Below are 26,166 nucleotides of genomic sequence, written 5' to 3'. Positions count from 1 at the left end.
TTTTTAGATACCCAAATGGATTAAGCACAAAGTTATTCAACAAGTAGCGAGTTGATCGACGCCAATCGTTGCATTTAGAAGGCGTCCATGAAAAAGCCCTGCATCGGCAGGGCTTTTTTGTCACCGCGAGTGCTTAGCCACGCAGCCAGGAATCAACGGTAGCTGCACCGTACTGTTCCTTCCAGGCTTTCAGGCCGCGGTGGTTGCCACCCTTGGTTTCAATCAGTTCACCGGTGTGCGGGTTCTGATAAACCTTGACCACGCGAGCGCGGCGGGTTTTGGGTGTTGCCTGTTGCAGACCGGATTTTGCCGGGTTCGGATCGAGAATGGCGATGATGTCGCGCAGGCTCTTGCCGTAGGTTTTCATCAGCCCCTGGAGCTTTTCTTCGAATTCGATTTCTTTCTTGAGCCCGGCATCATTCTTCAGGGTTTCCAGCTGTTTTAGCTGCTCTTGAAGGGCCTTTTCAGCTGCACGAAATTCAGCGAGTCTGGACAATATCTTTACTCCAATAGTGTGTTTGGCTGATACCAACCGCAAACAAAGCTATAAGCCAAGAGCCTTGAAGCGACCCGGTGATAATGGCTCACCTGCCAATCTAGCGCAGGCATGAAAAATTGTAGTAGTTAATTGGCCAAGAGTAAATCCTGTCTTTTTCTTCATGTAACAACAGTAGTCTTTTGATTCAAATTGGTGCGTGATTTCTTGTCAGCGTCGCTGAGCGCCACTAGTTAATGGTGACTTAATGCGTTAATGAAGACCGTGCCAGCATCGGCCGGCCGAACAGATAACCTTGCAAGAAGTTCACGCGGTGAGCGGTCAGATAATCGGCAGGACCGGACGCCTTCCAAAAAGAGTTCAGGTAGAGGCCATGATAGTTGGCCCTCGGTAAGTGTGCCGCTTAGCGGTAGTTCAGACGTTCGGCCAGCTTGATGAAAGCCAGCGCCGCAGGGGATGACTGGCGTTGATCGAGGACTGCCAGACCGACCTGACGGGCGACCGCTGGCGACAGCGGTTTTTTCACGTAGCGATTGTCGCGGTCGTCCGGCAATGAGCTTTCGGCGACGACCGTCAGCGCGTCACCTCGCCCAACGGTATCCAGCGTGCTCAGTAGCTGTGAGCAGCGATAACGGATGTTCGGTGTCAGCCGCGCGGCACTGAATAGCCGCGATACCAGTTCCGACGAACCGGCCTCGGTCAAGACAAAGGGGTCGTTGCACAAATCGCTCAAGCTCAGGCTGTCGTGGTGGGCCAGCGGATGATCGGCGGGCAGCAGCGCGACCATTTGGTCCTCGATCAGCGCAAAGGTGTCGAACCGTTCCTCGGGCAATACCACGAAGCCGATATCGATACGCCGCTCCTCCAGCCATTGGATCACCTGCCGGTCCGGGCCTTCATCTATATGGACCTCGATGCCCGGGTGAGCCGCGCGATAGTGCTGCAGGATCTGCGGCAGCAGTTTGATCGATGAGGTCGGGCCGAACGAGCCGATACGCAACGTGCCGCGTTTCATTCCGCGTGCATCGGCCGCTTCCTGACGCAAGGTATTGGCCAGGCCCAGCATCGCCCGGGCGCGCAGCAAAAGCTGTTGGCCGATGTCGCTGAGTTCGACCCGGGACTGATGTCGGCGCAGCAGCTCGACGCCCAGTTCCTGTTCCAGAGACTTGAGGGCGTGAGAGACCGCGGATTGGGAAATCCCCAAGCGATTGGCTGCAGCGGTAAAACCGTTCAGCTCGGCGACCAGGGAAAATATCTCCAGTTGAGTAAGGGTCATGAGTTTTTGCTCATTTTACAATGAGAGGGTATTAGTCGAATGATACGTCATCTCTCCCAATTCTCCGTCCTGGAAACTTATGACGACTTATGAGCAAAGCTTGTCCAACCCGTCGGACATCCCGGTTTATCTGAAACTGGCTGCCGTCACCATGATCTGGGGCGGCACCTTTGTCGCCGGGCGGTTTCTGGCCGACAGCCTCAGCCCCTTGTTTGCCGCCAGCCTGCGATTCTTGCTGGCCAGCGGGGCGTTGCTGGTGTTTCTGCTATTGGCCCGGGTGCCACTTGCAAGGCCCGCCCCCAGGCAATGGCTGCAATTGGCGCTGCTGGGGTTCTTCGGGATCTTTTTCTACAACCTGTGCTTCTTTTATGGCCTGCATTACATCAATGCTTCACGGGCGTCGTTGATTGTGGCGTTGAACCCAGCCGTGATCGGGCTGGCGTCGTGGCTGTTGTTCAAGGAACGCTTGAGTCGCATAAAGGTTTTCGGAATCGTGATCTGTATTGCCGGGGCGAGCCTGGTGATCGTCAGCCGTAACCCGCAATTGCTCGCCGGCAATCCCGATGCCTGGATCGGCGATCTGTTGATCTTCGGCTGTGTGCTTGGCTGGGGCGTTTATTCGCTGTTCTCCAAAGATTTGAATCAAACCCTGGGGCCGGTGCAAACGGTGACGTATTCGATTCTGTTGGGCACGCTGATGCTGTGGGCGACCACTGCGGTTCGCGGTGAGTTGAGTGTGGCTGCACTCGCCAGCCTCGGACCAACCCAATGGATGAGCCTGATGTACCTGGGCGTGTTGGGTTCGGCGCTGGCCTATATCGGCTATTACGACGGCATTCGCAAAATCGGCGCGACGCGTTCAGGCGTGTTCATCGCCCTGAACCCGCTGACGGCGGTGATCCTCGGTGCACTGTTGTTAGGCGAGCAGTTGACCCTGGCGATGTGCCTGGGGGGAGGGCTGATCCTCGTGGGGATTTTCCTGTGCAACAAACCCCTTGCGCGAGCAGGGAAAAAGGGGATTTGATACAGAAGGCGGACAAACCTATTTACGCTGTGTAGAATCGTGTTACGCATATAAGAATAATCGTCTTCTGCAAAGCAGAAGCCTCGCCCGCAAGAGCCTTGGGTCGACAATGAAGAGTTTTGGGTTTCAATTGATCTACGGTGACTTCCTCGCCCGCAGCGTGCGGGGCATCTCCTGCGCGCCACCCGCCGTTCTCAGCATTGCTAGCAACTAACGATCCGTTAATTGACAAGAAAATGATGAGGCGCCAACCATGGCAGATTTATACGAAAACCCAATGGGCTTGATGGGCTTTGAATTCATCGAATTCGCATCGCCGACCCCGAACACCCTGGAGCCGATCTTCGAGATCATGGGCTTCACCAAGGTCGCGACCCATCGTTCCAAAGATGTGCACCTGTATCGCCAGGGCCAGATCAACCTGATCCTCAACAACGAACCCCACAGCGTTGCTTCGTACTTCGCGGCCGAGCACGGTCCGTCCGTGTGCGGCATGGCATTTCGCGTCAAGAATGCCCAGCAGGCGTTTGCCCGCGCCCTGGAACTGGGCGCCCAGCCGATTCACATCGAAACCGGCCCGATGGAACTGAACCTGCCCGCGATCAAGGGCATCGGCGGCGCGCCGCTGTACCTGATCGACCGTTTCGGCGAAGGCAGTTCGATCTACGATATCGACTTCGTGTTCATCGAAGGTGTCGACCGCAATCCGGTCGGTGCTGGCCTGAAAATCATCGACCACCTGACCCACAACGTTTATCGCGGTCGCATGGCCTACTGGGCCAACTTTTACGAGAAGCTGTTCAACTTCCGCGAAATCCGTTACTTCGACATCAAGGGCGAATACACCGGCCTGACCTCCAAGGCCATGACCGCGCCAGATGGCATGATCCGCATCCCGTTGAACGAAGAATCGTCCAAGGGCGCCGGGCAGATCGAAGAGTTCCTCATGCAGTTCAACGGCGAGGGCATCCAGCACGTTGCCTTCCTGTCCGATGACCTGATCAAGACCTGGGATCACCTGAAAAGCATCGGCATGCGCTTCATGACCGCGCCGCCGGAAACCTATTACGAAATGCTCGAAGGTCGTTTGCCGAACCACGGTGAGCCGGTTGATCAACTGCAGTCGCGCGGCATTCTGCTGGACGGTTCGTCCGAATCAGGCGACAAGCGTCTGCTGTTGCAGATCTTCTCGGAAACCCTGATGGGCCCGGTGTTCTTCGAATTCATCCAGCGTAAAGGCGACGATGGTTTCGGCGAAGGCAACTTCAAGGCGCTGTTCGAATCCATCGAGCGCGATCAGGTTCGTCGTGGTGTACTCTCCACCGACTAAGCCATTTCAGATGTAAAAAAGCCCGGTCAGCAGCAATGCTGGCCGGGCTTTTTCGTGCCGGTTCTACATCGATTTACGTCGATGCCGGACCAGATGCTTGAACCCTTCGAACACCAACACAACCACCGCCAACCAGATCGGAATGTAGGTCAGCCACTCACCGGGCTTGATGCTTTCCCCCAGCAGCAACGCAACGCCGAGCAACAGCACCGGCTCGACGTAACTCAACAACCCGAACAGGCTGAACGGCAACAACCGGCTGGCGATGATGTAAACCACCAGCGCCGAAGCACTGATGATGCCAAGCACCGGGATCAGCAGCGAGAGCCACGGGTATTGATCGAACACGTTGAAACCCTGTTCACCGCCCTGAACGAACCAGAGCGCCACCGGCAACATCAAGGCCATGTCCATCCACAAACCGCCAAGGTTGTCGGTCGCCAGTCGTTTGCGCAGGATGAAATAGAGCGGATAACCGATGACGACCAGCAAGGTCGCCCAGGAAAAACTGCCGACCTGATACAGCTCGTTGAGCACCCCGAGGGACGCAAAAAACACGGCAACTTTTTGCAGGTAAGACAGGCGCTCGCCATAGGCGAACCGCCCGGTCAGCACCATGGACAGCGGCAACAGGAAGTAGCCCAGGGACACGTCGAGGCTATAGCCATTGAGCGGCGCCCACATGAACAACCAGAGTTGCAGGCCAAGCAGGGTCGCGGAAACGATCAGGCCGGCAAGCAATTTTGGTTGAGCAACCAGCCGCCGGAAAAGGGCGATTACGAGTTTCCATTCACCAGAGACCACCATGAACACTGTCATGCAAGGCAGGGTCAGGAGCATTCGCCAACCGAAGATTTCCACGCCGCTCAAAGGCGTGAGCAACGATGTGAAGTAATACATGACGGCAAACAGCACCGAGGCTGAAACCGATAGAGCGATACCTTTAGACAAACTGTCCTCGCGAAGTTGAACGTGAAACGGCTGCGGAGGATACGTGGTTTTCGAGTTGAATATTGATCAACAGAGCCTGATCGTTCCCACGCTCTGCGTGGGAATGCAGCCCGGGACGCTCCGCGTCCCTTTCGAGAACTGGAACGCGGAGCGTCCCTTGAGGCATTCCCACGCAGAGCGTGGGAACGATTAAGCATCAAGTGATCAAGGGATAAATCTCAAGCCAGGTGTGATTTGCGTCCCGATACAAAGTGGCTCACATCATTAAACCCCGGTGTCGACGCGTGCCCAGGCACAACCAGCGAATCAATGAACGCTTCATCCTCAGCCGTAATCTTCACCGCTTGCGCCTTGGTGTAGGCATCCCATTGTTCTTCAGTACGCGGCCCTACGATGGCCGAGGTGACGGCGCTGTTATTCAGCACCCAGGCGATGGCGAATTCGACGATGCCCACGCCGCGATCCTGGGTGTACTGCTGGATCTGCTGCGCAATGCGCAGGGATTCGACGCGCCATTCGGTTTCCAGAATGCGCTTATCGGCGCGGCCGGCGCGGCTGTTGGCGTCTGGCTTTACGTCCGGGGCGTATTTACCGCTGAGCACACCACGCGCCAGCGGGCTGTAAGGCACCACGCCCAGGCCATAGTTTTGCGCGGCGGTGATCTGCTCGGTTTCCGCCTGACGGTTGACGATGTTGTACAGCGGCTGACTGATCACCGGCCGGTCGACGCCCAGTTGATCGGCCACACGAATCACTTCGGCGATGCGCCAGCCACGGTAATTTGACAAACCCCAATAGCGAATCTTGCCCTGGCGGATCAAGTCGCCGATGGCCGACACCGTGACTTCCAGCGGCGTGTTGTGGTCTTCGCGGTGCAAGTAATAGATGTCGAGATAGTCGGTGCCTAAACGCGTCAGGCTGGCGTCGATGCCATTGAACAGGTGCTTGCGGCTCAGGCCGCTGCGGTTCGGAACGCCGTCCACCGGGCCGAAACCGACCTTGGTCGCCAGCACCCATTCGTGACGGTTACCGGCAATCGCTTCGCCGACGATCTCTTCGGAGCGGCCGTTGGTGTAAACGTCCGCGGTGTCGATGAAGTTGATGCCCTGGTCCCAGGCCTTGTCGATGATCCGCAGGGAATCTTCGGTGCTGGTCTGTTCGCCGAACATCATGGTACCCAGGGTCAGGGTGGAAACCTGTAAACCCGAATGACCCAGCGTGCGGTAGCTCATGACGAAATCCTTTTACCGGTGGGAGAAAGGCTCAATCAAATACCAGAACGACTGTCCAGAGCAAACGCAAATCTCGAACATCCGGTGCCGATCGTTCCCACGCTCTGCGTGGGAATGCCTCAAGGGACGCTCCGCGTTCCAGCTCTCGAAAGGGACGCAGAGCGTCCCGGGCTGCATTCCCACGCAGAGCGTGGGAACGATCAATCAAGGGACCCTCGTCAGACGCGCAGGGTGCGGGTCATGCGTAGCGCCAACAAACTCCCGCAAACAATCACGCCCGCCAGCAGGTAAAGCGCGGCATCGGTCGAGCCGGTGCTGTCCTTGACCCAACCCACCAGATACGGACTCAGGAACCCGGCCATCTGCCCCATGGAGTTGATCAGCGCCAGACCACCCGCCGCAGCGCCCGCGCTCAGCAGCGCAGTCGGCACCGGCCAGAACATCGGCAGGCCGGTGAGGGCGCCCATGGTGGCGATGGTCAGGCCAAGGATGGCGATGGCTGGCGTAGTCGCAAAGTTCACCGCGATCAGCAAACCGACCGCGCCCATCAGCATCGGCACCACCAAGTGCCAGCGACGTTCTTTGCGCAGGTCCGCCGAGCGGCCGACCATCAACATGAACAGCGCTGCCAGCAGGTACGGAATTGCACTGAGCCAGCCGATTACCAGGTTATCGCTGAAGCCCAGGTTTTTGATGATCGACGGCAGCCAGAAGTTGATCGCATAGACGCCGCTCTGGATGCAGAAGTAGATCAGACCGAAGGCCCAGATAGCGGGATTCTTGAACACGGCCAGCAGCGAGTCGGTAGTGGTTTTCGGTTTATTGGCGAGGTCGATAGCGTGGTCGGCTTCCAGCACGGAGCGCTCGAACGGTGTGAGCCATTTGGCGTTGGCGTAACTGTCGCTGAGCAGGAAGTAGGCGAGGGCACCGAGGATCACGGTCGGAATGCCTTGCAGCAGGAACATCCACTGCCAACCTGCCAAACCACCTTGGCCAGCAGCGAAGTGGTTGAGAATCCAGCCGGAAAACGGGCTGCCGAGCAGGCCGGACACTGGGATCGCGGACATGAACAGCGCCATGATGCGGCCACGGCGGAAGGTCGGGAACCACTGCGAAAGGTAGAGCACCACGCCCGGGAAGAACCCGGCTTCAGCCGCGCCCGTAAACAGACGCAAGGTGTAGAACTCGGTCGGGGTGGTGACGAACAGCAAGCAAGTCGAGAGCGAGCCCCAGACGATCATCATCAGCGCGATCCAGCGTCGCGGGCCGAATCTGGTCAGGGCCAGGTTGCTGGGGACGCCGCACAACACGTAACCGATAAAGAAGATCCCGGCCCCGAGGCCGTACACGGTTTCGCTGAATTTCAGCGCATCGAGCATCTGCAGCTTGGCAAATCCAACGTTCACCCGGTCGAGGTAGTTGAACAGGTAGCAGATGAAGATGAAGGGGATCAAACGCAAGGTAATGCGTTTGTAGACGGCGTTTTTTTCGTCAACGATGGCCTGGGTAGCGGCGGCGCTCTGTGACATGGCGGGCTCTCTCTTTATTATGATTTTTTGCGATGCAAGGGTAACGTTGACCGCCCGGTGAGTCTCGGCCACCGCTTGGGTCATTGTCTTTGTGCCTGAGCACAGGGTTTGCAACCAAGGCCTGTGCGGGTGAACAATCCGCTCCATCACGCTTTCAAGGATCCGCGCTATGTTCGAACTCGATCACGACCTGGCCCAGGACATCGTCGACCGGGCAATGGCTATCCTGCCGTACAACGTCAACGTCATGGACAGCCAGGGCCTGATTCTTGGCAGCGGCGAACCGGAGCGGGTCAACACCCGGCATGAAGGCGCGCAACTGGTGCTGGCCAATGGGCGGGTAGTGGAAATCGACGCCCAGACGGCGATTCATTTGAAGGGCGTGCAGCCGGGCATCAACCTGCCGCTGTTGCTCGATCAGCGTTTGATTGGCGTGCTGGGCATCACCGGTGAACCCGAGCAATTACGCACCTATGCCGAACTGGTGCGGATGACCGCGGAGATGCTGGTCGGCCAGCGCAATCAGCAGGCCGAACAGCAATGGCGGCGCCAGCGATGCGACGATCTGCTGGCATTGCTGCTCAGCGAGGCCGGGGATTCGCCACGGTTGATCGATGAAGCGCAGCAGCTGGGGCTCAAGCCGCAGATGACGCGGGTGCCTTATCTGTTCGAGTTAGGGATGGAGCATGGTCCGGGGCAAACCGTCGAGGCACTCAGCGCCTGGCTGACCTCGCGCTACCCGGACAGTTGGTGCGTGAGTTCAGCCAAGTCATCGTTGCTCTGGTGCCGACCGGCGGCGCAGGCGATCGAGAATGACCGGTTGCTGGAAAAACTCGACGGCCTCGGCTGGAACATTTTGCGCATCGCCGTAGGCGGGCAGGCGGATGGATTGTCCGGGCTGCGTCGTTGCTATCGACGCGTCGGCGACTTGCTGGCCTATGGGCGAGAGGTGTTGCCACACTCGCGTTTGCTGACGCTCAACCGTTATCGGTTGCCGGTGATGCTCTGGCGCCACCGCAACGACGACGCGCTGGACGAGTTGCTCAAACCGCTGCGTAAAGTCATCGCCAAGGATGGCAACGGCCAACTGCTGGCGACTCTGCGCTGTTGGTGCGATCACGATGGCCAGAGCCAGGCTTGTGCCGATGCGCTGGGCATCCATCGCAACAGTTTGCGTTACCGGATGGAGCGGATTGCCGAGCTCAGTGGTGTTGATCCGCTAAGACTCGACGGGATGCTTGCGCTCTACCTAGGTGTCCAGCTACTCCCACAAACCGACGCACCGAACACCAACCTGTAGCAGCGCCACAACGGCAGCTGCTACAAGGAATGTGTAGGGACAGATAGGTTTTGTGGAAATGAACAATAAACGCCACACCGGCTTGTGCAGCGGACCGGCGTTATTGTTCTTGCCTGCTGGCAGCATGGAACGCATTGGAACTGGAGAATTCGCATGAAAATCGTCATCGCCCCCGATTCGTTCAAGGACAGCCTGAGTGCCCAGGGTGTGGCCGATGCCATTGCGCTGGGGTTGGCGCAGGTTTGGCCCGATGCGCTCCTGGTCAAATGCCCAATGGCGGACGGCGGGGAGGGAACCGTCGAGTCTATTCTGGCGGCGTGCGAGGGCGAACGGCGCCGCACCCAAGTCCGTGGGCCGCTCGGCGCAACGGTTGAGGCCGCTTGGGGCTGGTTGCCCCAGAGCCACACCGCGATCATCGAAATGGCCGAGGCCAGTGGCCTGCAACTGGTTCCGCCGGGCAAGCGTGATGCCTGCATCAGCAGCACGTACGGCACCGGCGAGTTGATCCGCGCGGCACTCGATGCCGGGGCGCAAAGGGTCATTCTGGCGATTGGCGGCAGCGCCACCAACGATGGCGGGGCGGGTGCGATGCAAGCTTTGGGTGTCAAGCTGCTGGACGCCCAGGGCCAAAAACTGGCACCGGGCGGCTTGGCCCTCGCGCAACTGGCGCGAATCGACATAAGTGAAATCGACCCGCGACTGGCCGAGGTGCAATTCGACATCGCCGCCGACGTCAACAATCCACTGTGCGGCCCTCACGGTGCCTCAGCGATTTTCGGTCCGCAAAAAGGCGCATCGCCCGAGCAAGTCCAACAACTGGATCGCGCCCTCGGGCACTTTGCCGAACGCTGCGCTCAAGTCTTGAACAAAGACGTCCATGACGAACCGGGTAGCGGTGCGGCAGGCGGTCTGGGGTTTGCTGCCAAGGCGTTTCTGGGGGCGCAGTTCAAGGCCGGGATCGAAGTGGTCGCCGAACTGGTTGGCCTGAACGATGTGGTCAAGGGCGCCGACCTGGTGATCACCGGTGAAGGTCGTTTCGATGCCCAGACCTTGCGTGGCAAGACGCCGTTTGGTGTGGCGCGTATTGCTCGGCAGCACGGCGTTCCGGTGATCGTCCTCGCGGGGACACTGGGCGAGGGTTATCAGGCGCTGTACGAACATGGCATCGATGCCGCGTTTGCCTTGGCCAGTGGGCCGATGACGCTGGAACAGGCGTGTGCCGAGGCACCACGGTTGTTGCGGGAGCGGGCGAGTGATGTAGCGCGGGTCTGGCAAGTGGCCGCTCGCAAAACCTGAAGACCCCCGCGATCCTGTAGCAGCTGCCGAGCTTGCAAGGCTGCGTTCGGCTGCGCAGCAGTCGTAAATCCGGTAGCCGGTTTTTCCTGACACAACGCGGCGCATGACTTCACGACTGCTTCGCAGCCGAACGCAGCCTCGCAAGCTCGACAGCTGCTACATGGAGCTAGAGTGTTTCATGGATGAAACACTCGCAACCTCCTGAAATTTATTTCTCAACGCCCCGCAGGAAACCTCATCCCCCGCCGATACAACCAATAGGCCCACACAAACCTATTCCAACAGTGGCGCCAAACTGACGCGCGTGCGCCGCCGCCCGCCCTTCAGCGATCACGCAAGGATGCTCGTAGCCTCATCACCCGAGAATCATCCTATGTCACTGCGTAATCTGAATATCGCGCCTCGAGCTTTCCTGGGTTTTGCCTTCATTGCCTTGCTCGTCATCGTGCTGGGTGTGTTTGCCGTGAACCGCATGACGAGCATCCACCAAGCCTCCATCGAAATGGAAACCACGCAGCTGCCCAGCGTCGGGTTTCTCGGAAACCTGACGGAAAACGTCCTGCGCATGCGCATTCTCTCGTTTCGGGTGTTGGTCAACCGTGATCCGGCCGCGTTGCAGGAAGCCCAGACGCGTATCGGCGTGCTGGTCGACAAGGTTCGCAGCGCCCAAGCCAGTTATGCCGCGTTGTCGGCCTCGCCGGAAGAAGCTGCGCTGTACAAGACGTTCACGGTAACGCTGGACAACTACATGCAAGCCCAGAACCAGATGCTGGAACTGTCGCGGCAGAACAAGCTCGACGAGATGCGCACGCTGATCAACACCCGGATCAAGGAAGGTACGGACCAGATGGGCGAGCAGTTGAACAAACTGGTGGCGCTGAATAATTCCGATGCGAAAACCGCATCGGCCGCAGCGGGCGATCTGTACCGCAGCGCGATTACCGGCATCGTCGCCGTGGCGGTCATCGCGGCGCTGATGACTGTGCTGCTGGCCTGGTTGTTGACCCGCAGCATCGTCACGCCGCTGAACCGCGCGTTGCTGGCGGCGCAAACCATTGCCGACGGCAACCTGACCAATGTCATCGAGGTCGACGGCACTGACGAACCGGCCCGCTTGCTCAATGCCTTGTCCGCGATGCAGGCCAGCCTGCGCAAAACTATCGAACAGATCGCCGGTTCCGCCACCCAATTGGGTGCGGCCGCGGAAGAACTCAGTACGGTCACGCATGAAGCGTCCCGCGGTCTGCAACAGCAGACCAACGAAATCGAACAGGCCGCCACTGCGGTCAACGAAATGACCGCCGCCGTGGAAGAAGTGGCGCGCAACGCAGTGTCGACGTCCGAAGCCTCGAACCAGTCGACCCAGGCCGCCCGCGAAGGTCGCGACCGTGTGGTGGAAACCGTCGGCGCGATCCAGACCATGACCCACGATGTGCAAAACACCTCGGTGATGATCGAAGGCCTGGCCGCTCAGGGGCGCGACATCGGCAAGGTGCTGGACGTGATCCGCGCCATCGCCGAGCAAACCAACCTGCTCGCACTGAACGCCGCCATCGAAGCCGCCCGTGCCGGTGAAGCCGGGCGCGGTTTTGCGGTGGTGGCGGACGAGGTCCGGGCGCTGGCCCATCGCACCGCGCAATCGACCCAGGAAATCGAAAAAATGGTCGCCGGCATCCAGAACGGTACCGGCCAGGCCGTCTCGTCGATGCAACAAAGCAATCAACGCACTCAAAGCACCCTCGAGATGGCCCGCGCCGCGGGTGTGGCGCTGGAGCAGATCACTCAGTCGATCCAATTGATCAACGAACGCAACCTGGTGATCGCCAGCGCGTCCGAAGAACAGGCCCAGGTGTCCCGCGAAGTCGACCGCAACCTGGTGAACATTCGTGACCTCGCTACCCAGTCTGCCACTGGCGCCAACCAGACCAGCGCCGCGACGCACGAACTGTCGCGCCTGGCCGTGGATTTAAATGCCATGGTGGCGCGTTTCGTGATTTGAAGGCCTAAAGCTGGAGCGACTCAACGCTCCAGCTTTAGTGGAACAGTAGCGGTATAAGCTGGAAGAAATGAAAGAGTGCTGTTAGTTCTACAAGGCTCTCTACAACCGTTTTGTTTTTACATTCCACTCACTCTGATTGGCTGATACCGAGAATTGCGTCCTTCGTTACCGGCGCGGTCGTTCAGCGAATAGAACGCGAAGTGGTCTCCATCGCCTTTCGCACGAATAATGTCCCCTTTGAGTTTGAAAACCGTGTCGGAAGCTGAGTCATGGACGGATATCTGCAGACCATTATTTTCGGTCGCAGCGCCAAAATAGAACGTGATGACGTCGCACGGCCGTTGACCTAAATAACGTGCGATGGTGACTTCCACCTCGTCGTTGTGTGCTACCAGGTATTCGGGAGTGATGGTGCGTTCAATCAAATCCTGTGGAAACAAAGGCAATGGGCCAGGATTACCTAAGTTTGGTGGAGTCCTATCGACGGTGAAGGTGTTGAGGTGCGACACGTACTCATTTCCTCCGATATCTAACTTATAGTGGACTTCGTATTCGCCCTCCTGCGAAAAAAGCTGGGGTGCAATTTCTGCGGTATAGGGGAACAGGCCGGGGTTGATTGGTGGTTCGAAATAGTATTCTGTGACTGGCAGGGTTTGCCCATTCCAGCCTAACCAGAGTGTCAGAAATGCGGGAGATTCCAGCTCTTGCCAGGTGGGAATGGCCACTTTAAGCGGCTCGAAAAGCAATGCCCTTGGCAGCAGATTATTTTCACTACCTGGAAAATTGGGCAATGCTCCAATAATTTCGGGGCGCGCCAGTTCAAGGACTCCATCATTCAAATTCGACATGTCGATGCTCCATCGTTAGGTAGTTTTCGGCAGGAAACTGCATCGGGAAAACGAAATTCCTGACGTCATTGAGCCGCCCGATAACACCCTCGTCTACTGTCAGATCTGTCAGGTAGACGGCCCACGAGAATGCAGCCAGATTAGTGGGTTTTACACCGCGAGCTGCGGGTGATGCCAAATAGCTGGCGCGTTTCGTGATTTGAGATAGGGTTGTGGCTTGGAACCCGCGCGACTGGAGAATTACATGCGCTATTCAGCCTTGACCAAACGAATCGCCGGTGACGGCGCTGCGGCCTGGCAGATTCATGATCGAGCACTGGAACTAATTGAGCAGGGTGTTGATGTGCTGTTGCTATCGATCGGCGATCCCGACTTCGATACACCGCAGCCTATCGTTCAGGCGTGCATCGATAGCTTGTTGGCCGGTGACACCCACTACCCGTCAGTACGTGGTAGTCGGGGCTTGCGCGACAGCATTGCCAACCGTCATCGACGTCGCAGTGGTCAAGCGGTGGAGGCCGATCATGTGATCGTGTTGCCGGGCGCGCAGTGTGCGGTGTATTCGGTCGCGCAGTGCCTGCTCGATCCGGGCGATGAAGTGATCGTCGCCGAGCCGATGTACGTGACCTATGAAGGCGTGTTCGGTGCCTGTGCCGCCAAAGTGGTGCCGGTGGCAGTGCGCCCCGAGAATGGCTTTCGGGTCGATCCGGCGGACGTCGCGGCGCTGATCACACCCAAGACCCGCGCCATTTTGCTCAACAGTCCGAACAATCCTTCCGGCGCCAGTTTGCCGCTGATGGTCTGGCAGGAACTGGCATCGCTGTGTCTTCGTCATGACCTGTGGCTGATCAGCGACGAGGTCTACAGCGATCTGTTGTACGAAGGCGAGCACATCAGCCCGGCGAGCCTGCCGGGCATGGCCGAGCGCACGGCGACCATCAATAGCCTGTCCAAATCCCACGCCATGAGCGGTTGGCGCGTGGGCTGGGTGATCGGGCCGAAACCTTTGGCCGAACACTTGGTGCACCTGTCGTTGTGCATGCTGTTTGGCATTCCGGATTTCATCCAGAACGCCGCGCAATTGGCGCTGGACGAAGATCTGCCGGAAGTGGCGTTGATGCGCGAGGAGTATCGCCAGCGTCGCGACCTGGTGTGCGCGAGCCTGAGTGATTGCCCGGGCATCCGGCCGATCCGGCCTGATGGCGGGATGTTCGTGATGATCGATGTACGCCAGACCGGGTTGTGTGCCCAGGGTTTTTCCGAGCGGCTGCTGGAAGGTTATGGTGTGTCGGTGCTGGCGGGTGAAGCGTTCGGCCCGAGTGCGGCGGGGCATATTCGATTGGGGTTGGTGGTGGATCAACTGAAACTGGCGGATGCGTGCCGACGGATTGCGTTGTGTGCGGCGGACCTGCTGGAGGCGCGTCGGGCCTGAAAGTCTGTATTGCCATTGCCGGCCTCTTCGCGAGCAAGCCCGCTCCCACAGGGATCTCTGGCGTTCACAAAACCCTGTGGGAGCGGGCTTGCCCGCGAAGGCTGCCTGACAGGCGCCGAATTTCTTAAGCCTTCCACGCCCCGACATTCACCAGATTCTTCGGCCGCTCACCCGCCAGCGCCGCCAGTAGATTGTCCACCGCGCACGTGGCCATCGCCTCCCGCGTCTCATGGGTCGCCGAACCAATATGCGGCGTCGCCACCACATTGTTCAGCTGCAACAGCGGCGAGTCGGCGTTAAGCGGCTCGCGTTCGAACACATCCAGCCCCGCTGCGCGAATCTGCCCCTCACGCAAGGCCCGGATCAGCGCCGACTCGTCCACTACCTTGCCCCGTGAAATGTTGATGAAGATGGTTTCCGGGCGCATCAGAGCGAATTGCTCTGCGCCGATCAGCCCTTCGGTTTCAGCGGTCAGCGGCAAGGTCAGACAAACGAAATCCGCCTGCTGCAACAGCTCCGGCAAGCTGCGGTATTGCGCATTGAACCGCTGTTCCACCGCCGGTTTCGGCGAGTGACTGTGGTAAATCACCGGCATGCCAAACCCGAAATGTCCACGCTGGGCCAGGGCCTCGCCGATCCGCCCCATGCCAATGATGCCCAGGGTTTTACCGTGTATATCGGTACCGAATTGCGCGGGACCGACATTGCGCGTCCACTGGCCGGCACGAACCATGTTCGCCAGTTCCACCACGCGCCGGGCGGTTGCCAGGATCAGTGCAAAACCGGTATCGGCCGTGGTTTCGGTGAGTACGTCCGGGGTGTTGCTGAGCAGGATCCGTCGTTCGGTCAGGTAGTCGATGTCGTAGTTATCGACCCCCACGGAGACACTGGCAATGGCTTCCAGGTCCGGTGCCAGATCCAACAATCCGGCATCCAGTTTCAGGCTCGCACCGAGCAACCCGTGGGCGCGGGGCAGGGCTTCGCGCAGCGTTGCCAGGCCATCGGCATTGAGGTTGTCGATCAGCGTGACCTCGGTCTGCTCGTGCAGGCGAGCCATCAGCAGCGGCGAGAGTTTCTTGTACAGCACAACCTGCTTTTTCATCGTCATCATCTCAACTTCAATTCAGGAATGAGCGGCCGTAGACCGTTGCACAGCGGCCTTGGCCACGACCCGGTCACTGGCGCCGGGCTTGAGGAAAATCGTCAGCACCACCGAGAGCATCAAGGCGCCGCTCATCAACAGATAAGAAGCCCCCGGCGAGCCGGTGGAGCTGTTCAGGTAACCGACCAGATACGAACCACCAAACGAACCGAGCGCGCCCATGCTGTTGATCAGCGCCATGGCACCCCCGGCCACGTTGGCTGGAAGGATTTCCGGAATGATTGCGAAGAACGGACCGTAAGGCGCGTACATGCAGGCGCCAGCGATCACCAGCAGGGTGTAGGACCACCAGAAGTGTTCAGCGCCCAAGGCGTAGGAGCCATAGAAAGCAATCGAGGCGATCAGCAGCGGCGGCCAGACGAAGCGTTTGCGCTTCTGCATTTTGTCCGAGCCCCAGGACACCAGCAGCATGCCAATCACCGCCGCCAGATACGGCAGCGCCGAGAGCCAGCCGGCTTCGATCATGTCCATCTGTGCGCCAGCCTTGAGGATCGACGGCAGCCACAACACGAAGCCATAGACGCCGATGCTCCAGCAGAAAAACTGCAAGGCGAGGATGATCACCTTGGGCGAACGGAAGGCCTCGGCGTAGTTTTTCACCGCTTTGATGCCCACCTGTTCGGCGGCCAGGGCGCTTTCCAGATCGTGCTTTTCCTGGTCGCTCAGCCACTTGGCCTGGGCAGGACGGTCATCGGCCAGACGCCACCAGATAAACGCCCAGAGCACCGCCGGTAAACCTTCGATGATGAACATCCAGCGCCAGCTGTAATGCTGCACCAGATACCCCGAGACCACCGACATCCAGAGCATGGTCACCGGGTTGCCGAGGATCAGGAAGGTGTTGGCGCGCGAGCGTTCGGCACGGGTGAACCAGTGGCACAGATAGATCAGCATCGCCGGCATCACCGCCGCTTCGACCACGCCGAGCATGAAGCGAATCACGATCAGCCAGTAGGCGTTGGATACGATCCCGGTCAACGTGGCCAGGCCTCCCCAGAGAATCAGGCTGACGAAAATCAGCTTCTTCACGCTGTGCTTCTGGGCGTAGATCGCGCCCGGCACCTGGAAGAAGAAGTAGCCGAGGAAGAACAGTGCGCCGAGCATCGACGACAGGCCCGGTGTGATCATCAGGTCGGCAGCCATCCCGGAGGCGGCGGCGAACCCGTAGTTGGCGCGGTCCAGGTACGCCAGGCTGTAGGTGATGAACACGATCGGCATGATGTACCACCAGCGGCGGGCGGCGAGTGTTGCGGTTTTCATAGTGGTGCTCCTGAGCTTGTTGTTTTTGTCGCAGCAGGTAACGGTATTCAGTGATCGTTCCCACGCTCCGCGTGGGAATGCCTCTAGGGACGCTCCGCGTCCCCTGTGACGCGGAGCGTCACGGGCTGCATTCCCACGCAGGAGCGAGGGAACGATCGGTTAAGGGGAGTGGCAGTTCTTCCCGGGTCGGCAACCCCTCCATATCCCCACGGCTCTGCACCGCGCGGCTGCCAATCCAGTTGGCACGCTTCACGGCGTCGGCAAAGCTGTGGTTTTCCAGCAGGGCGCTGATCATGCCGACGGCAAAACCATCGCCGGCACCGACGGTGTCGACCACCGTTTTCACCGGCACGCCCGCCACGAAACCCTGGTCCAGATGAGTGCGGTAATACGCACCGTGCGGGCCCAGTTTGATCGCCACGGCTTCGGCGCCTTGGTCGAGGTAGAACGCTGCGATGTCGGCCGGGTCTTCGAAACCGGTCAGCAAACGGCCTTCACTCAACCCCGGCAGCACCCAATGGGCGAGGGCGGCGAGACGGTTGATCTCGGTAATCATCTGTTGCTCGCTGGCCCACAGGCTCGGGCGCAGGTTCGGGTCGAAAGACACGCTGCGCCCGGCATCGCGCATGCGGGTCATTAATTCGAAAGACATTTCCCGAGCCGTTTCGGACAGCGCCGGGGGAATGCCGGTGGCATGCAAATGACGGGCATTCAGTAATTCAGGCGCGATCGACTGCCGCGACAGATGACTCGCCGCCGACCCACGGCGGAAATACTCGACCACCGGATCGTTGCCATCGTCGGTGCGCGACTTGAGTTGAAAACCGGTGGGGTGCGCGGTATCGATGGCGACGTTACTGCAATCCAGGCCTTCTTTTTCCAGGGTGTCGATCACGAACCGTCCCAGCGAATCAGCGCCCACCCGGCTCAACCAAACCACGTTGAAGCCCAGCCGCGACAAGCCAATCGCGACATTGCTGTCAGCGCCGGCAATGCGCTTGTGGAAACGATCTACATCGGCCAAATCACCGTTCCGCTCGGCGACGAACATGGCCATGGTTTCGCCGAACGACAGGATATCGATCTCAGACATGAGCGCTCTCCAACCGGGTTTGACCGAGGCGGGCGAGGGTGGCGACGTGCTCGGTGGTCAGCTGCACCAGGTCGTCGCCTTGCAGCGGATATTCCGCCGCCCGCATCACGCCTTGGGCCATGTGCCGCAGCAGTTGCTCCCACAGATGCAGGTCACTGACGGCCGGCGGTATGGCGACCAGTTTGCCGTCCGCCCGGCGCGTCACGGCTTTGCAGTGCACATAACCGACGTGGCGACCGAGCAACCGCGCGGCGCTGGCGGCGGACTGGTCTTGCCAATGCCAATTGCCGATGTCGAAGGTCATTTTGACCGGCAGCTTATGTTGCTCGATTTCAGTGAAAAAGCGCTGGAACGGTTCGATGCGGCCACCGTGCAGGGTTTGATCGTTTTCCACCAGCAACTGCACCGCACTTTTGCCCAGTACGCGGGACAAGGCCTGGAGGTCGCTGTTGTCGGTGAAATATCCCAGGGACACTTTCAGCCATTTGGCACCGAATGCCTGGGCGCGCTGGAGCGCAGAGATCAGTTCGGGATTGGGTCTGGACTGGCCGGCCAGCCACAATTCCATCGGTGAGGAATACACGCTTTCGAGGCCTTGGGCCTGAGAAGCTTCGGCCAGTTGCGCGGGGTCTTCGACCGTCAGCAGCTCTTCGCGCCATTCGATACGCGTGGCGCCCGCGGCGGCCAATACGTCGATGAAGCTGCCTTGGCCGCGTTGACGAACAAGGTCGGCGCCGTAGCTCGACAGGCTGATGGAAACGGGTGGTTTATTCATTGTTGTATACCTCTGAAACCGGTTTCATTTTTGTTCAAAAAAAAGGTTGATGACCTTTAGGACTCTTCGCGAGCAGGCGCACTCCCACACTGGTTCTGTGAGCGCCGTAGGCCCCTGTGGGAGCGAGCCTGCTCGCGATGAGGCCAGAACTGTCACCGAGAATTTCCAAGGGTCGACCCCCGCACAATCAACCGCGCCGAAAAATCCAGGGTCCGCACCGGCCCGTCATCACCGCGCAAACGCTTGAGCAAACACTCAAACGCGCTGGCACCAATCTCGGCCGTCGGCTGGGCGAGGGCGGTGATCCCGCTACCCACCAGCGGATACCAATCCAGATCATCGAGGGCGATCAGGCCGACATCCTCGAAAAGATTGCACTTCAGTTCACGCAACGAATGGGTGCTGGCCAGCGCGGCGATACCGTTGGCGCAGAACAGCGCTTTCGGGCCGGGGCCGGGTGTGTCGAGGAAGGTTTTCAAACGTGTGCTCAGATCGCTGCCGGTCTCGGCGATGGTCCCTTGAAGCGTCGGACGTTGCTCGATCTGCGCCTTGAAACTGCTGACCCGCTCGATCCGCGAACTGGTGCCGTCATAGGGTTCTGTGACCAGCAGCACATCGCGATAGCCGCGTTCTTGCAAATGAGCGAGGGCCATTTCAACGGCGGCCGGATTGTCCAGGCCGACCAGATCACTCTCCAGCTGCTCGACCTTGCGATCCACCAGCACCAGCGGCATTTCCCGGTGCAGTTCACGTAACTCGTCGCGGTGATGGCCGAGGGTGTTCACGATCAAGCCTTCGATGTTGTACGAGCGCAACAGGGCCAGGTGCTGGCGTTCCTGCTCGTCATCGCGGTCGGTGTTGCACACCACCAGGCTGTAGCCGTGCTGACGGCAGGCGGTTTCCACCCCGTGCATCACGGCAATCGAATAAGGGTTACGGATATCGGCCACCAGCATGCCGATCAGGCGAGTGCGTCCGCGCTTCAAGCCACGGGCCATCTGGTTCGGGCGATAGCCGAGTTCGGCAATCGCCTGCTCGATGCGCAAGGCAATGGCATCGGAAAGCAGAGCACGGTCATCGCCGATGAAGCGCGAGACGCTGGCCTTGGAGACGCCGGCGTGTTCGGCGACGTCGAGCATGGTCACGCGGCTGCGTTGGGCGGCGGAGAAATCGTTCATGGCGTTGATTTTCTTATTGTCGGAGTCTGTTGCGTAAATTCATGAAACCGGTTTCAGGAAACATCAATCCACACATCGCCGTCAAGAAGGATTTGATGTGGGAATGGACAAAAGCCCGTTCAAAACCGACGAACGGTATCTAAACCTGTCACATCTGACAGTAGGCAAGTGCAGAGTCTGAGCGCTTAATCTCCCCAGAAGCATCTCAAGTCTTTCGCATAATTAAAGTGAATGGGCGAGTACATCATGACGATGAAGAAGGCGACCGATAGAAGTATAGGGATTCTAGCGAGCCCGCTATCGGTGGAAGGTATTGACGATAATGATCTCGACGGATACGTGCCGCGCAATATTTTGCTTAATGGTACTCGAATCATTATTCCTTACTGGCCAGGCCCGGAGCCACTGGACGAACTTTGGATTGAACTGGATCAGGGTGGCACTGTTACAAGGCTCTACGAAAAATTCTACAGTCCACCACAACCACCTTTTCTCTATTTCAATTTGACGCCAGCGCACCTCGCAACTGACGGCGTTGCGCTTTTGTCCTACCTGGTTTGGAAAGGAGGTGGGGGCATCCCGGATTGTTCACCAGAAAGAAAACTGACGATAGATCACACGCCCACCCTTGTTCTGAATGAACCTACGTTTTGCCATGCAACGATTTGGGGTTACTTGAATAATAAGACAGTACCGCCATTGACCTCGGGAGCAACCGTTCTGATACCTACTGCCAATAGCCCTGCGGCAGTTGGTGATAAAGCCAAATTATATTGGCAAGGGTATTCAAGTTTGAATGGAAGTGGTCCACCAGTGCCGGATACTTACGGTGACTGGGAAATAACGCTGGAGCAGAAGCATATGAATGGACATTGGCTGTTTGTTGTTCCGTTTGACTCCAATCTCAGACCACTTATTGAAAATGCTTCAGCTATTGCACACTGGCAGTTGTTTAAAGGTGGGCGACTTGTCGGTGAGTCGAAAAAAGGTTTGGTGAAAATAGACAGGGTAACACCTGGCGAAAGCGGCCCTTTCGGCCTAAATACACAAGGAGATGGAAACATGGCTATAAAAATCGTACCGAGAACTCCAAGACCTGAATTCAACGGTGTCAAGAATATTGGCCCTTTGGCTGATATTGCGATAGACACACTTGCAGACGGTCTGATCGCCAAAAGCGTACTGGATACCGGGTTTGTGACGATTAACTTTACCCGCGCTGCAGAAGAGTTTGACGAGGATGAGCTGGAGCTGGAACACGGTGTTAAAGGCCAGGCGCTGACATTGTGGGATCAAAAAATTCAACTTGGTCCGATTGCTGGTCGGCCAGTTGGGACTATACCGATCCAGTTGCCAGCAAGCTTGTTTCCAGAACGTCCAACGCCGGCAACCCCTACCACTTATGAAGTTATGTTTCAACTCTACAAACAGGGGGCGGTATTAATGAACCCTCCAATGTGTTGGAGTTTGTTATCGACAAGACTGCACCGTTTGGTTCGAAAAGGTCAGATCTCAATGGGAATACCGTGGTCTCGCTAGTCGCACCAACGCCAACCCCTGTGTTCGTTAATCAACCCTCGGATGCGCAACGCACAATTACCGAAGCCTGGTTGGCGGATCCGGCTAACGCCGAGCTGAAATTCACCGTGAACGTTGGTTATCCGCTGCGTCGTCTTGACGATAATCTTCGCGTCTGGTTGATTTCTGGCACTCAGCGAGTCGAGGTGTGGAACGATGCAGTGCCCGCTAGCGGCGAATTCACTATCGCCAACACCGTGTTACGCACATTTCCAAACGCCCGCGTCAGAATTCAGTATCAATGGAAAGATCTGCCTGGTAATGAAAGTCTGGCGTCTGCCACAATTGACGTGCTGACACTGGCATTGGCACAACCTCCAGTTTCAACAAAAGGTCCTCTGGTACCGAAAACCGATCCGAACTATACCACGGCACTTTATCTGGACGATTTTGCCGGCGGGATAACCGCGATCGTTGAAAGCGCCTTCATCACGAACGCAGAGCCAGGTGATGAAATTTTCATCACCATTGAAGACGCCACTGACGCAACTAACTCTGTAAATCTCACTTCCCAACCGTGGGTCGCCAATACCAATTTAACGTTTGCCCTGACATACACGGATCTCTCCAAAATATTTAACGATGCCGATAAGCCTAAAATGGCCAATATCTGGTATGAGATCGTTCGAACCGGTATTCCAAACGCTGAATCTCCGGTTCAACTCATCACGTTGGCATTCGACTATGCGGGACCCACGAACCCGGACCTTCCGGATCTTACTAACCGAGATATGGTGTTGCCTGTAGTGACGGGTGCCTCGAACACGCCTAACGACTTGCGGCCCGGTGACAGAAACAGTCCGGGAAAATTTAAAGTTACCCTTGCAATCGGTCAGCCTCCTGTTACTTCGGCCGAGTTAGCGAAGTGTTACATTAATGGTCTGCTTGTAGGTGAATTTAATCCATTTGTTGATGTGGATGAATTTGAAGTTACTATTAAGGCAGATATCATATCCAGGCTGCCCATTGGCACAGTAGATGCCTACTGGACCATTCAGAAGGCAGATAGTGATAAAAACGTAATGAAATCCCGTAACCAACCGGTGACCGTTGCTGGTGCAGAAGTACCTTTGCCTCTACCTACAATCCGGGTCCGCACTCCAGCCTTGCGTGATTACATCGAATGTTACGGCATGATCAGTCCAACCAGTAACATGGTTCTAGGCTTGCATATTCCAAAAGACCCGATTCTACTGCCTCCAGGCAAAACGATTACAGCACGGTTCGCAGCTTACAGGGATCAGGCAGGGACTGATCTGATTTCTGGTACTGAAGACTCGAAAGATTATGTGATAAAAGCTGCAAATGAACCTGATGTCGCGCCAGTGGCCAGTTCTGCCATTTTCAAATTGGCGCAACCTTTCGTCGGAGCAATAGCGTACGGCAAATATTGGTACACGACCGATATCAATGGACAGCAATCGTCTAAGCCAATAATCAAACGAGTAGACAATATCACCAGCAATTTTAACTATTGCGATATGACACCTGTTCCGACTGCTCCTTAGTTGGCGTATTAGCTGATCGATATTGCGAAAGAGACACGGATGTTTCTTTCGCGATTACCCGTGTTAACGGCAAGGGAACGGTAAACACGCTACAGTCGGCGAGGATAATTCCTCTTTTGATGAAGACTTTTCCTACATTAAAGTCTCGATTTTCTCATTAAGGTGTCGAACGTTTTTTTGGTGGGAGCTTTCAATACTGCCAAAAAGCAATGTCAGTAGTTGCGCAGTTTGAGGAATTCCCCATGCATTTTTGTTTTAAATCTCCGCCCTCTGTGACTTTTCAGAAGTTAGTGATTGCTGCGGCACTTCTATCCTCCAGCGAGGCCTTCAGTCGAACGCTAAATCCAGGTGAGAGCGCAGTCGTCACGAACCCACCCGCACCGGAAGCCTGGGCGGTATCCCAAGGGGGCACGCTAACCATTGATAACGCACAGGCACTGACCATCTCGTCGTCAAATGCCAACGTCGTTTTCAATGGCGGTCAAAGCGCCCGTATCGATGCCAACACTTCAGTGGTAAACCTCTCTGGTGCGACTGTAAACAGCGCGGCTGGCAGGGGGGCGATACAACTGATCGACAGCAGCGCCATCATCGACAACAGCACCATCGTCAGCACCAACAGTTTCGGTCTTCTCTTGGGTCGCAATACCACTACCCCGGCGTCTTCGAGCGCGACGGTCAAAGGAGGAAGCACGATCATCGGCCTGAATGGCGCGGATGCGGTGGGTTTTGCCGTATTAAACGTCGAGAACTCCACCATCCGAGGTACGGGTTCGGACAGTTATGGTGTGAGGCTTGGCGGGGCGACGCTTTCGGCCAACGGCAGCGTTCTGTCCGGAGAGAAGAACGGCCTGCAAATCAACACTGATTTAACCGGTGTCAATGCCAACACTGTGACGTTGAACAGTACCCGTGTAACGGGGGGAACAGGATCAGCCATCTTATTGGGCTCTTCGGGTGCTGCCGGTACAGTTGCGAATATCAATATTTCTGGCACCAGCGAGCTGATCGGTGGCAACGGTAACCTGTTGCAAGCGACCAATCGCTCCACCGCCAATCTCACCATTGAAGGCAGTGCTCTGGATGGCAATGTCGTTGCCGATACCGGCAGCACCGTTGCGCTGTTGATGAAAAACGCAGCCTCCATCAATGGCAATTTGCAGAATGTCACTCAGGTCAGCCTTGATTCCAACAGCACGTTGAATGGCAATGTGCAGGCTGTTGCAGGTACCGCTGCGACAGTGAAACTGGATAATGGTGCGGCGATCAATGGCAATGCTGTCAATGTTGCTACTGTCTCGCTGGATAACAATTCAGCCTTGAATGGCAACGTTGAAAATGTTTCCAGTCTGGTATTGAACAACGGCAGCCGTCTGACCGGTGATGTATCGGGCGCGGCCAATGGCAACGTATCAATGGACAACGGCTCGGTGTTAACCGGGCAAATCAATAACACTTCCAACGTGTCCATCAGCAATATGGCGCAATGGCAGATGACCACGGATAGCACCGTACAGCGCCTTGCTCTGGATAACGGCGTTGTTCGCATGGGCACAAACGAGCAGTTCCAGCAACTGAACGTGGGTGATCTTTCCGGTAAGGGCACGTTTGTGATGGGCACCGATCTGGGCAATGGTGACACCGATTTCCTGAACGTCACCGGCAACGCGAGCGGGCAACATCAACTGCAAATCACCGCTACCGGTACGACACCTGTCACGGCCGAAGCGGTGAAGGTCGGTAATATCGCCACTGGCGACGCGAGCTTCTCGCTGGGCGGTCGTGAAACCGTGGACGCAGGTACGTTTGTGTACCGATTGGCCAAGGAAGGGCAGGGCTTGTACCTGAGCCCGGACAAGGAAACCGTCAGTACTTCAAGCAATACCGCACTGGCATTGGCCGGCAGCGCCCGCAGTGTGCTGAACGCCGAGGCCGCGATGCTCAGTGATCAGTTGGGTGACCGCAGTCTCAGCATCCGTCCCGAAGCCTCGTTGCGTGCGATGGATGACAGCTCGGTGAAGCTGAGCAACAGCGTATGGGTTCGCAGTTACGGCAACCAGTACAACGTCGATAACGCTTATGGCGATGGTTATACCCAGAACCAGACCGGCATTACCGGCGGTGCCGATACGGTCGTGGACTTCGGGGGGCGCGCTTGGGTGCTGGGTGGCTTCGTCGGGGCGAGCCATACCAAAATGGATCTCAAATACGGCTCCAGCGCCACTGTCGACAGCCTGAATGCCGGTGTTTACGGCAGCACGTTCGATGTTGAAAGCGGTGTGTTCGTCAATGTCATGGCCAAGATCAACCAGTTCGATAACAAGGCCAAAGTGACTATGAGTGATGGCACCCGGGCCAAGGGTGATTACAAGGCCTTGGGCGCGAGCGGCTCCGTGGCGGTAGGCAAGCATATTCGTCTCAAGGATGACTATTTTGTCGAACCTCAAGTCCAGCTCTCGACGGGGGTCACCCAAAGCGATAGCTACAGGCTCGACAATGGTCTCGAAGTAAAAGCCGATACCATGCGTTCCTTTCAAGGCAAGGTGGGTGTTCGTGGCGGGCGTGTCATCACGCTCGATAATGGCAGCCTGCTAGAGCCGAGCTTGTCCACAGCGGTCAATCATGAGTTTGTGAAGACCAATGAGGTCAAGATCAACGACGACAGCTTCGATGATGATCGCGCCAGCAGCGCTATCGAATATGGCGCCGGCTTGAAGTGGACACCGGCGCAACGCAACTGGCAGGTTTCCGGTCAGGTGGGTGGCAGCAAAGGTACAACGGTTAGCCAGGATTGGAGCGGGAGCTTGAGGCTGAGTTACTTCTTCTAATAGAGGGAGCGTCTTTCCAGTCATTCAACACGAAAATGCCCCGAATGTTTCGGGGCATTTTTGTACCTGTT

At 57.4% G+C, this 26,166-nt stretch carries 20 protein-coding genes; 9 read left to right on the top strand and 11 right to left on the bottom strand.

Annotated elements, in window-relative coordinates; translation table 11 throughout:
• Positions 1–133 precede the first annotated feature (133 nt).
• Both BLW70_RS20195 and BLW70_RS20190 read right to left on the bottom strand, forming a co-directional pair.
• Positions 134–496, bottom strand: a complete 363-nt coding sequence (locus tag BLW70_RS20195) for a histone-like nucleoid-structuring protein, MvaT/MvaU family (RefSeq protein ID WP_008155126.1) — start codon at positions 494–496, stop codon at positions 134–136.
• Between the two features lie 403 nt (positions 497–899).
• Positions 900–1,772, bottom strand: a complete 873-nt coding sequence (locus tag BLW70_RS20190) for a LysR family transcriptional regulator (protein WP_074876927.1) — start codon at positions 1,770–1,772, stop codon at positions 900–902.
• A gap of 79 nt (positions 1,773–1,851) precedes the next feature.
• Between BLW70_RS20190 and BLW70_RS20185 the strand changes: the two genes are divergently transcribed.
• The gene (locus tag BLW70_RS20185) at positions 1,852–2,796 is read left to right on the top strand and encodes a DMT family transporter (RefSeq protein WP_074876925.1); all 945 of its coding nucleotides are present in this window, start codon (positions 1,852–1,854) and stop codon (positions 2,794–2,796) included.
• 253 nt (positions 2,797–3,049) lie between these two features.
• Entirely contained in the window at positions 3,050–4,126 is a 1,077-nt protein-coding gene (hppD, locus tag BLW70_RS20180) for a 4-hydroxyphenylpyruvate dioxygenase (protein WP_046054072.1), read from the top strand.
• A 63-nt stretch (positions 4,127–4,189) separates the two neighbouring features.
• On the opposite strand, the gene rarD is transcribed toward hppD, so the two are convergent.
• The 3 genes from rarD to BLW70_RS20165 form a co-directional block, all read right to left on the bottom strand.
• Positions 4,190–5,077: an EamA family transporter RarD gene (gene rarD, locus BLW70_RS20175; protein WP_074876923.1), complete on the bottom strand. Its 888-nt coding sequence runs from the start codon at positions 5,075–5,077 to the stop codon at positions 4,190–4,192.
• Positions 5,078–5,295: 218 nt separating this feature from the next.
• Positions 5,296–6,309: an aldo/keto reductase gene (locus tag BLW70_RS20170; RefSeq protein ID WP_074876921.1), complete on the bottom strand. Its 1,014-nt coding sequence runs from the start codon at positions 6,307–6,309 to the stop codon at positions 5,296–5,298.
• Between the two features lie 218 nt (positions 6,310–6,527).
• Positions 6,528–7,838, bottom strand: a complete 1,311-nt coding sequence (locus tag BLW70_RS20165; RefSeq protein WP_074876919.1) for an MFS transporter — start codon at positions 7,836–7,838, stop codon at positions 6,528–6,530.
• 169 nt (positions 7,839–8,007) lie between these two features.
• Here BLW70_RS20165 and BLW70_RS20160 point away from each other — a divergent pair, with 169 nt between their 5' ends.
• From BLW70_RS20160 to BLW70_RS20150, 3 genes are all read left to right on the top strand, one after another.
• Positions 8,008–9,138: a sugar diacid recognition domain-containing protein gene (locus BLW70_RS20160; RefSeq protein WP_074876917.1), complete on the top strand. Its 1,131-nt coding sequence runs from the start codon at positions 8,008–8,010 to the stop codon at positions 9,136–9,138.
• Positions 9,139–9,291: 153 nt separating this feature from the next.
• Positions 9,292–10,434, top strand: coding sequence for a glycerate kinase (locus BLW70_RS20155; protein ID WP_074876914.1), 1,143 nt, complete (start codon positions 9,292–9,294; stop codon positions 10,432–10,434).
• Between the two features lie 373 nt (positions 10,435–10,807).
• Positions 10,808–12,433, top strand: a complete 1,626-nt coding sequence (locus BLW70_RS20150) for a methyl-accepting chemotaxis protein (RefSeq protein ID WP_074876912.1) — start codon at positions 10,808–10,810, stop codon at positions 12,431–12,433.
• 116 nt (positions 12,434–12,549) lie between these two features.
• Here the strand turns inward: BLW70_RS20150 and BLW70_RS20145 are convergent, their stop codons facing one another.
• Positions 12,550–13,281 carry a hypothetical protein gene (locus BLW70_RS20145; RefSeq protein ID WP_074876910.1) on the bottom strand — a complete coding sequence of 244 codons (732 nt, stop codon included), beginning with the start codon at positions 13,279–13,281 and terminating at the stop codon, positions 12,550–12,552.
• Between the two features lie 244 nt (positions 13,282–13,525).
• Here BLW70_RS20145 and BLW70_RS20140 point away from each other — a divergent pair, with 244 nt between their 5' ends.
• Positions 13,526–14,713: a pyridoxal phosphate-dependent aminotransferase gene (locus BLW70_RS20140; RefSeq protein WP_074876909.1), complete on the top strand. Its 1,188-nt coding sequence runs from the start codon at positions 13,526–13,528 to the stop codon at positions 14,711–14,713.
• A 124-nt stretch (positions 14,714–14,837) separates the two neighbouring features.
• Here BLW70_RS20140 and BLW70_RS20135 read toward each other — a convergent pair whose 3' ends face one another.
• From BLW70_RS20135 to BLW70_RS20115, 5 genes are all read right to left on the bottom strand, one after another.
• Positions 14,838–15,815 (bottom strand): 2-hydroxyacid dehydrogenase, encoded by a 978-nt coding sequence (locus BLW70_RS20135; protein ID WP_074880711.1) that lies wholly within the window; start codon positions 15,813–15,815, stop codon positions 14,838–14,840.
• Between the two features lie 21 nt (positions 15,816–15,836).
• Positions 15,837–17,135 carry an MFS transporter gene (locus BLW70_RS20130; protein WP_074876907.1) on the bottom strand — a complete coding sequence of 433 codons (1,299 nt, stop codon included), beginning with the start codon at positions 17,133–17,135 and terminating at the stop codon, positions 15,837–15,839.
• A gap of 118 nt (positions 17,136–17,253) precedes the next feature.
• The gene (locus tag BLW70_RS20125; protein ID WP_074876905.1) at positions 17,254–18,228 is read right to left on the bottom strand and encodes a sugar kinase; all 975 of its coding nucleotides are present in this window, start codon (positions 18,226–18,228) and stop codon (positions 17,254–17,256) included.
• Positions 18,221–19,003 carry a sugar phosphate isomerase/epimerase family protein gene (locus BLW70_RS20120; protein WP_074876904.1) on the bottom strand — a complete coding sequence of 261 codons (783 nt, stop codon included), beginning with the start codon at positions 19,001–19,003 and terminating at the stop codon, positions 18,221–18,223. The genes BLW70_RS20125 and BLW70_RS20120 overlap by 8 nt, the downstream gene beginning before the upstream one ends.
• Positions 19,004–19,155: 152 nt before the next feature.
• Positions 19,156–20,181: a LacI family DNA-binding transcriptional regulator gene (locus BLW70_RS20115; protein WP_074876902.1), complete on the bottom strand. Its 1,026-nt coding sequence runs from the start codon at positions 20,179–20,181 to the stop codon at positions 19,156–19,158.
• A 246-nt stretch (positions 20,182–20,427) separates the two neighbouring features.
• Between BLW70_RS20115 and BLW70_RS30390 the strand changes: the two genes are divergently transcribed.
• The 3 genes from BLW70_RS30390 to BLW70_RS20105 all read left to right on the top strand — a co-directional run bounded on the left by BLW70_RS30390 (position 20,428) and on the right by BLW70_RS20105 (position 26,095).
• Positions 20,428–21,720 (top strand): hypothetical protein, encoded by a 1,293-nt coding sequence (locus BLW70_RS30390; RefSeq protein ID WP_139273403.1) that lies wholly within the window; start codon positions 20,428–20,430, stop codon positions 21,718–21,720.
• Between the two features lie 20 nt (positions 21,721–21,740).
• Complete coding sequence (locus BLW70_RS20110; RefSeq protein ID WP_139273402.1) at positions 21,741–23,267, top strand: hypothetical protein; 1,527 nt, start codon at positions 21,741–21,743, stop codon at positions 23,265–23,267.
• A 242-nt stretch (positions 23,268–23,509) separates the two neighbouring features.
• Entirely contained in the window at positions 23,510–26,095 is a 2,586-nt protein-coding gene (locus BLW70_RS20105) for an autotransporter outer membrane beta-barrel domain-containing protein (RefSeq protein ID WP_083383377.1), read from the top strand.
• Positions 26,096–26,166: the final 71 nt, after the last annotated feature.

The sequence above is a fragment of the Pseudomonas frederiksbergensis genome, assembly GCF_900105495.1.
Classification (GTDB): domain Bacteria; phylum Pseudomonadota; class Gammaproteobacteria; order Pseudomonadales; family Pseudomonadaceae; genus Aquipseudomonas; species Aquipseudomonas frederiksbergensis.
This window is presented reverse-complemented; position numbering and strand designations above follow the sequence as displayed.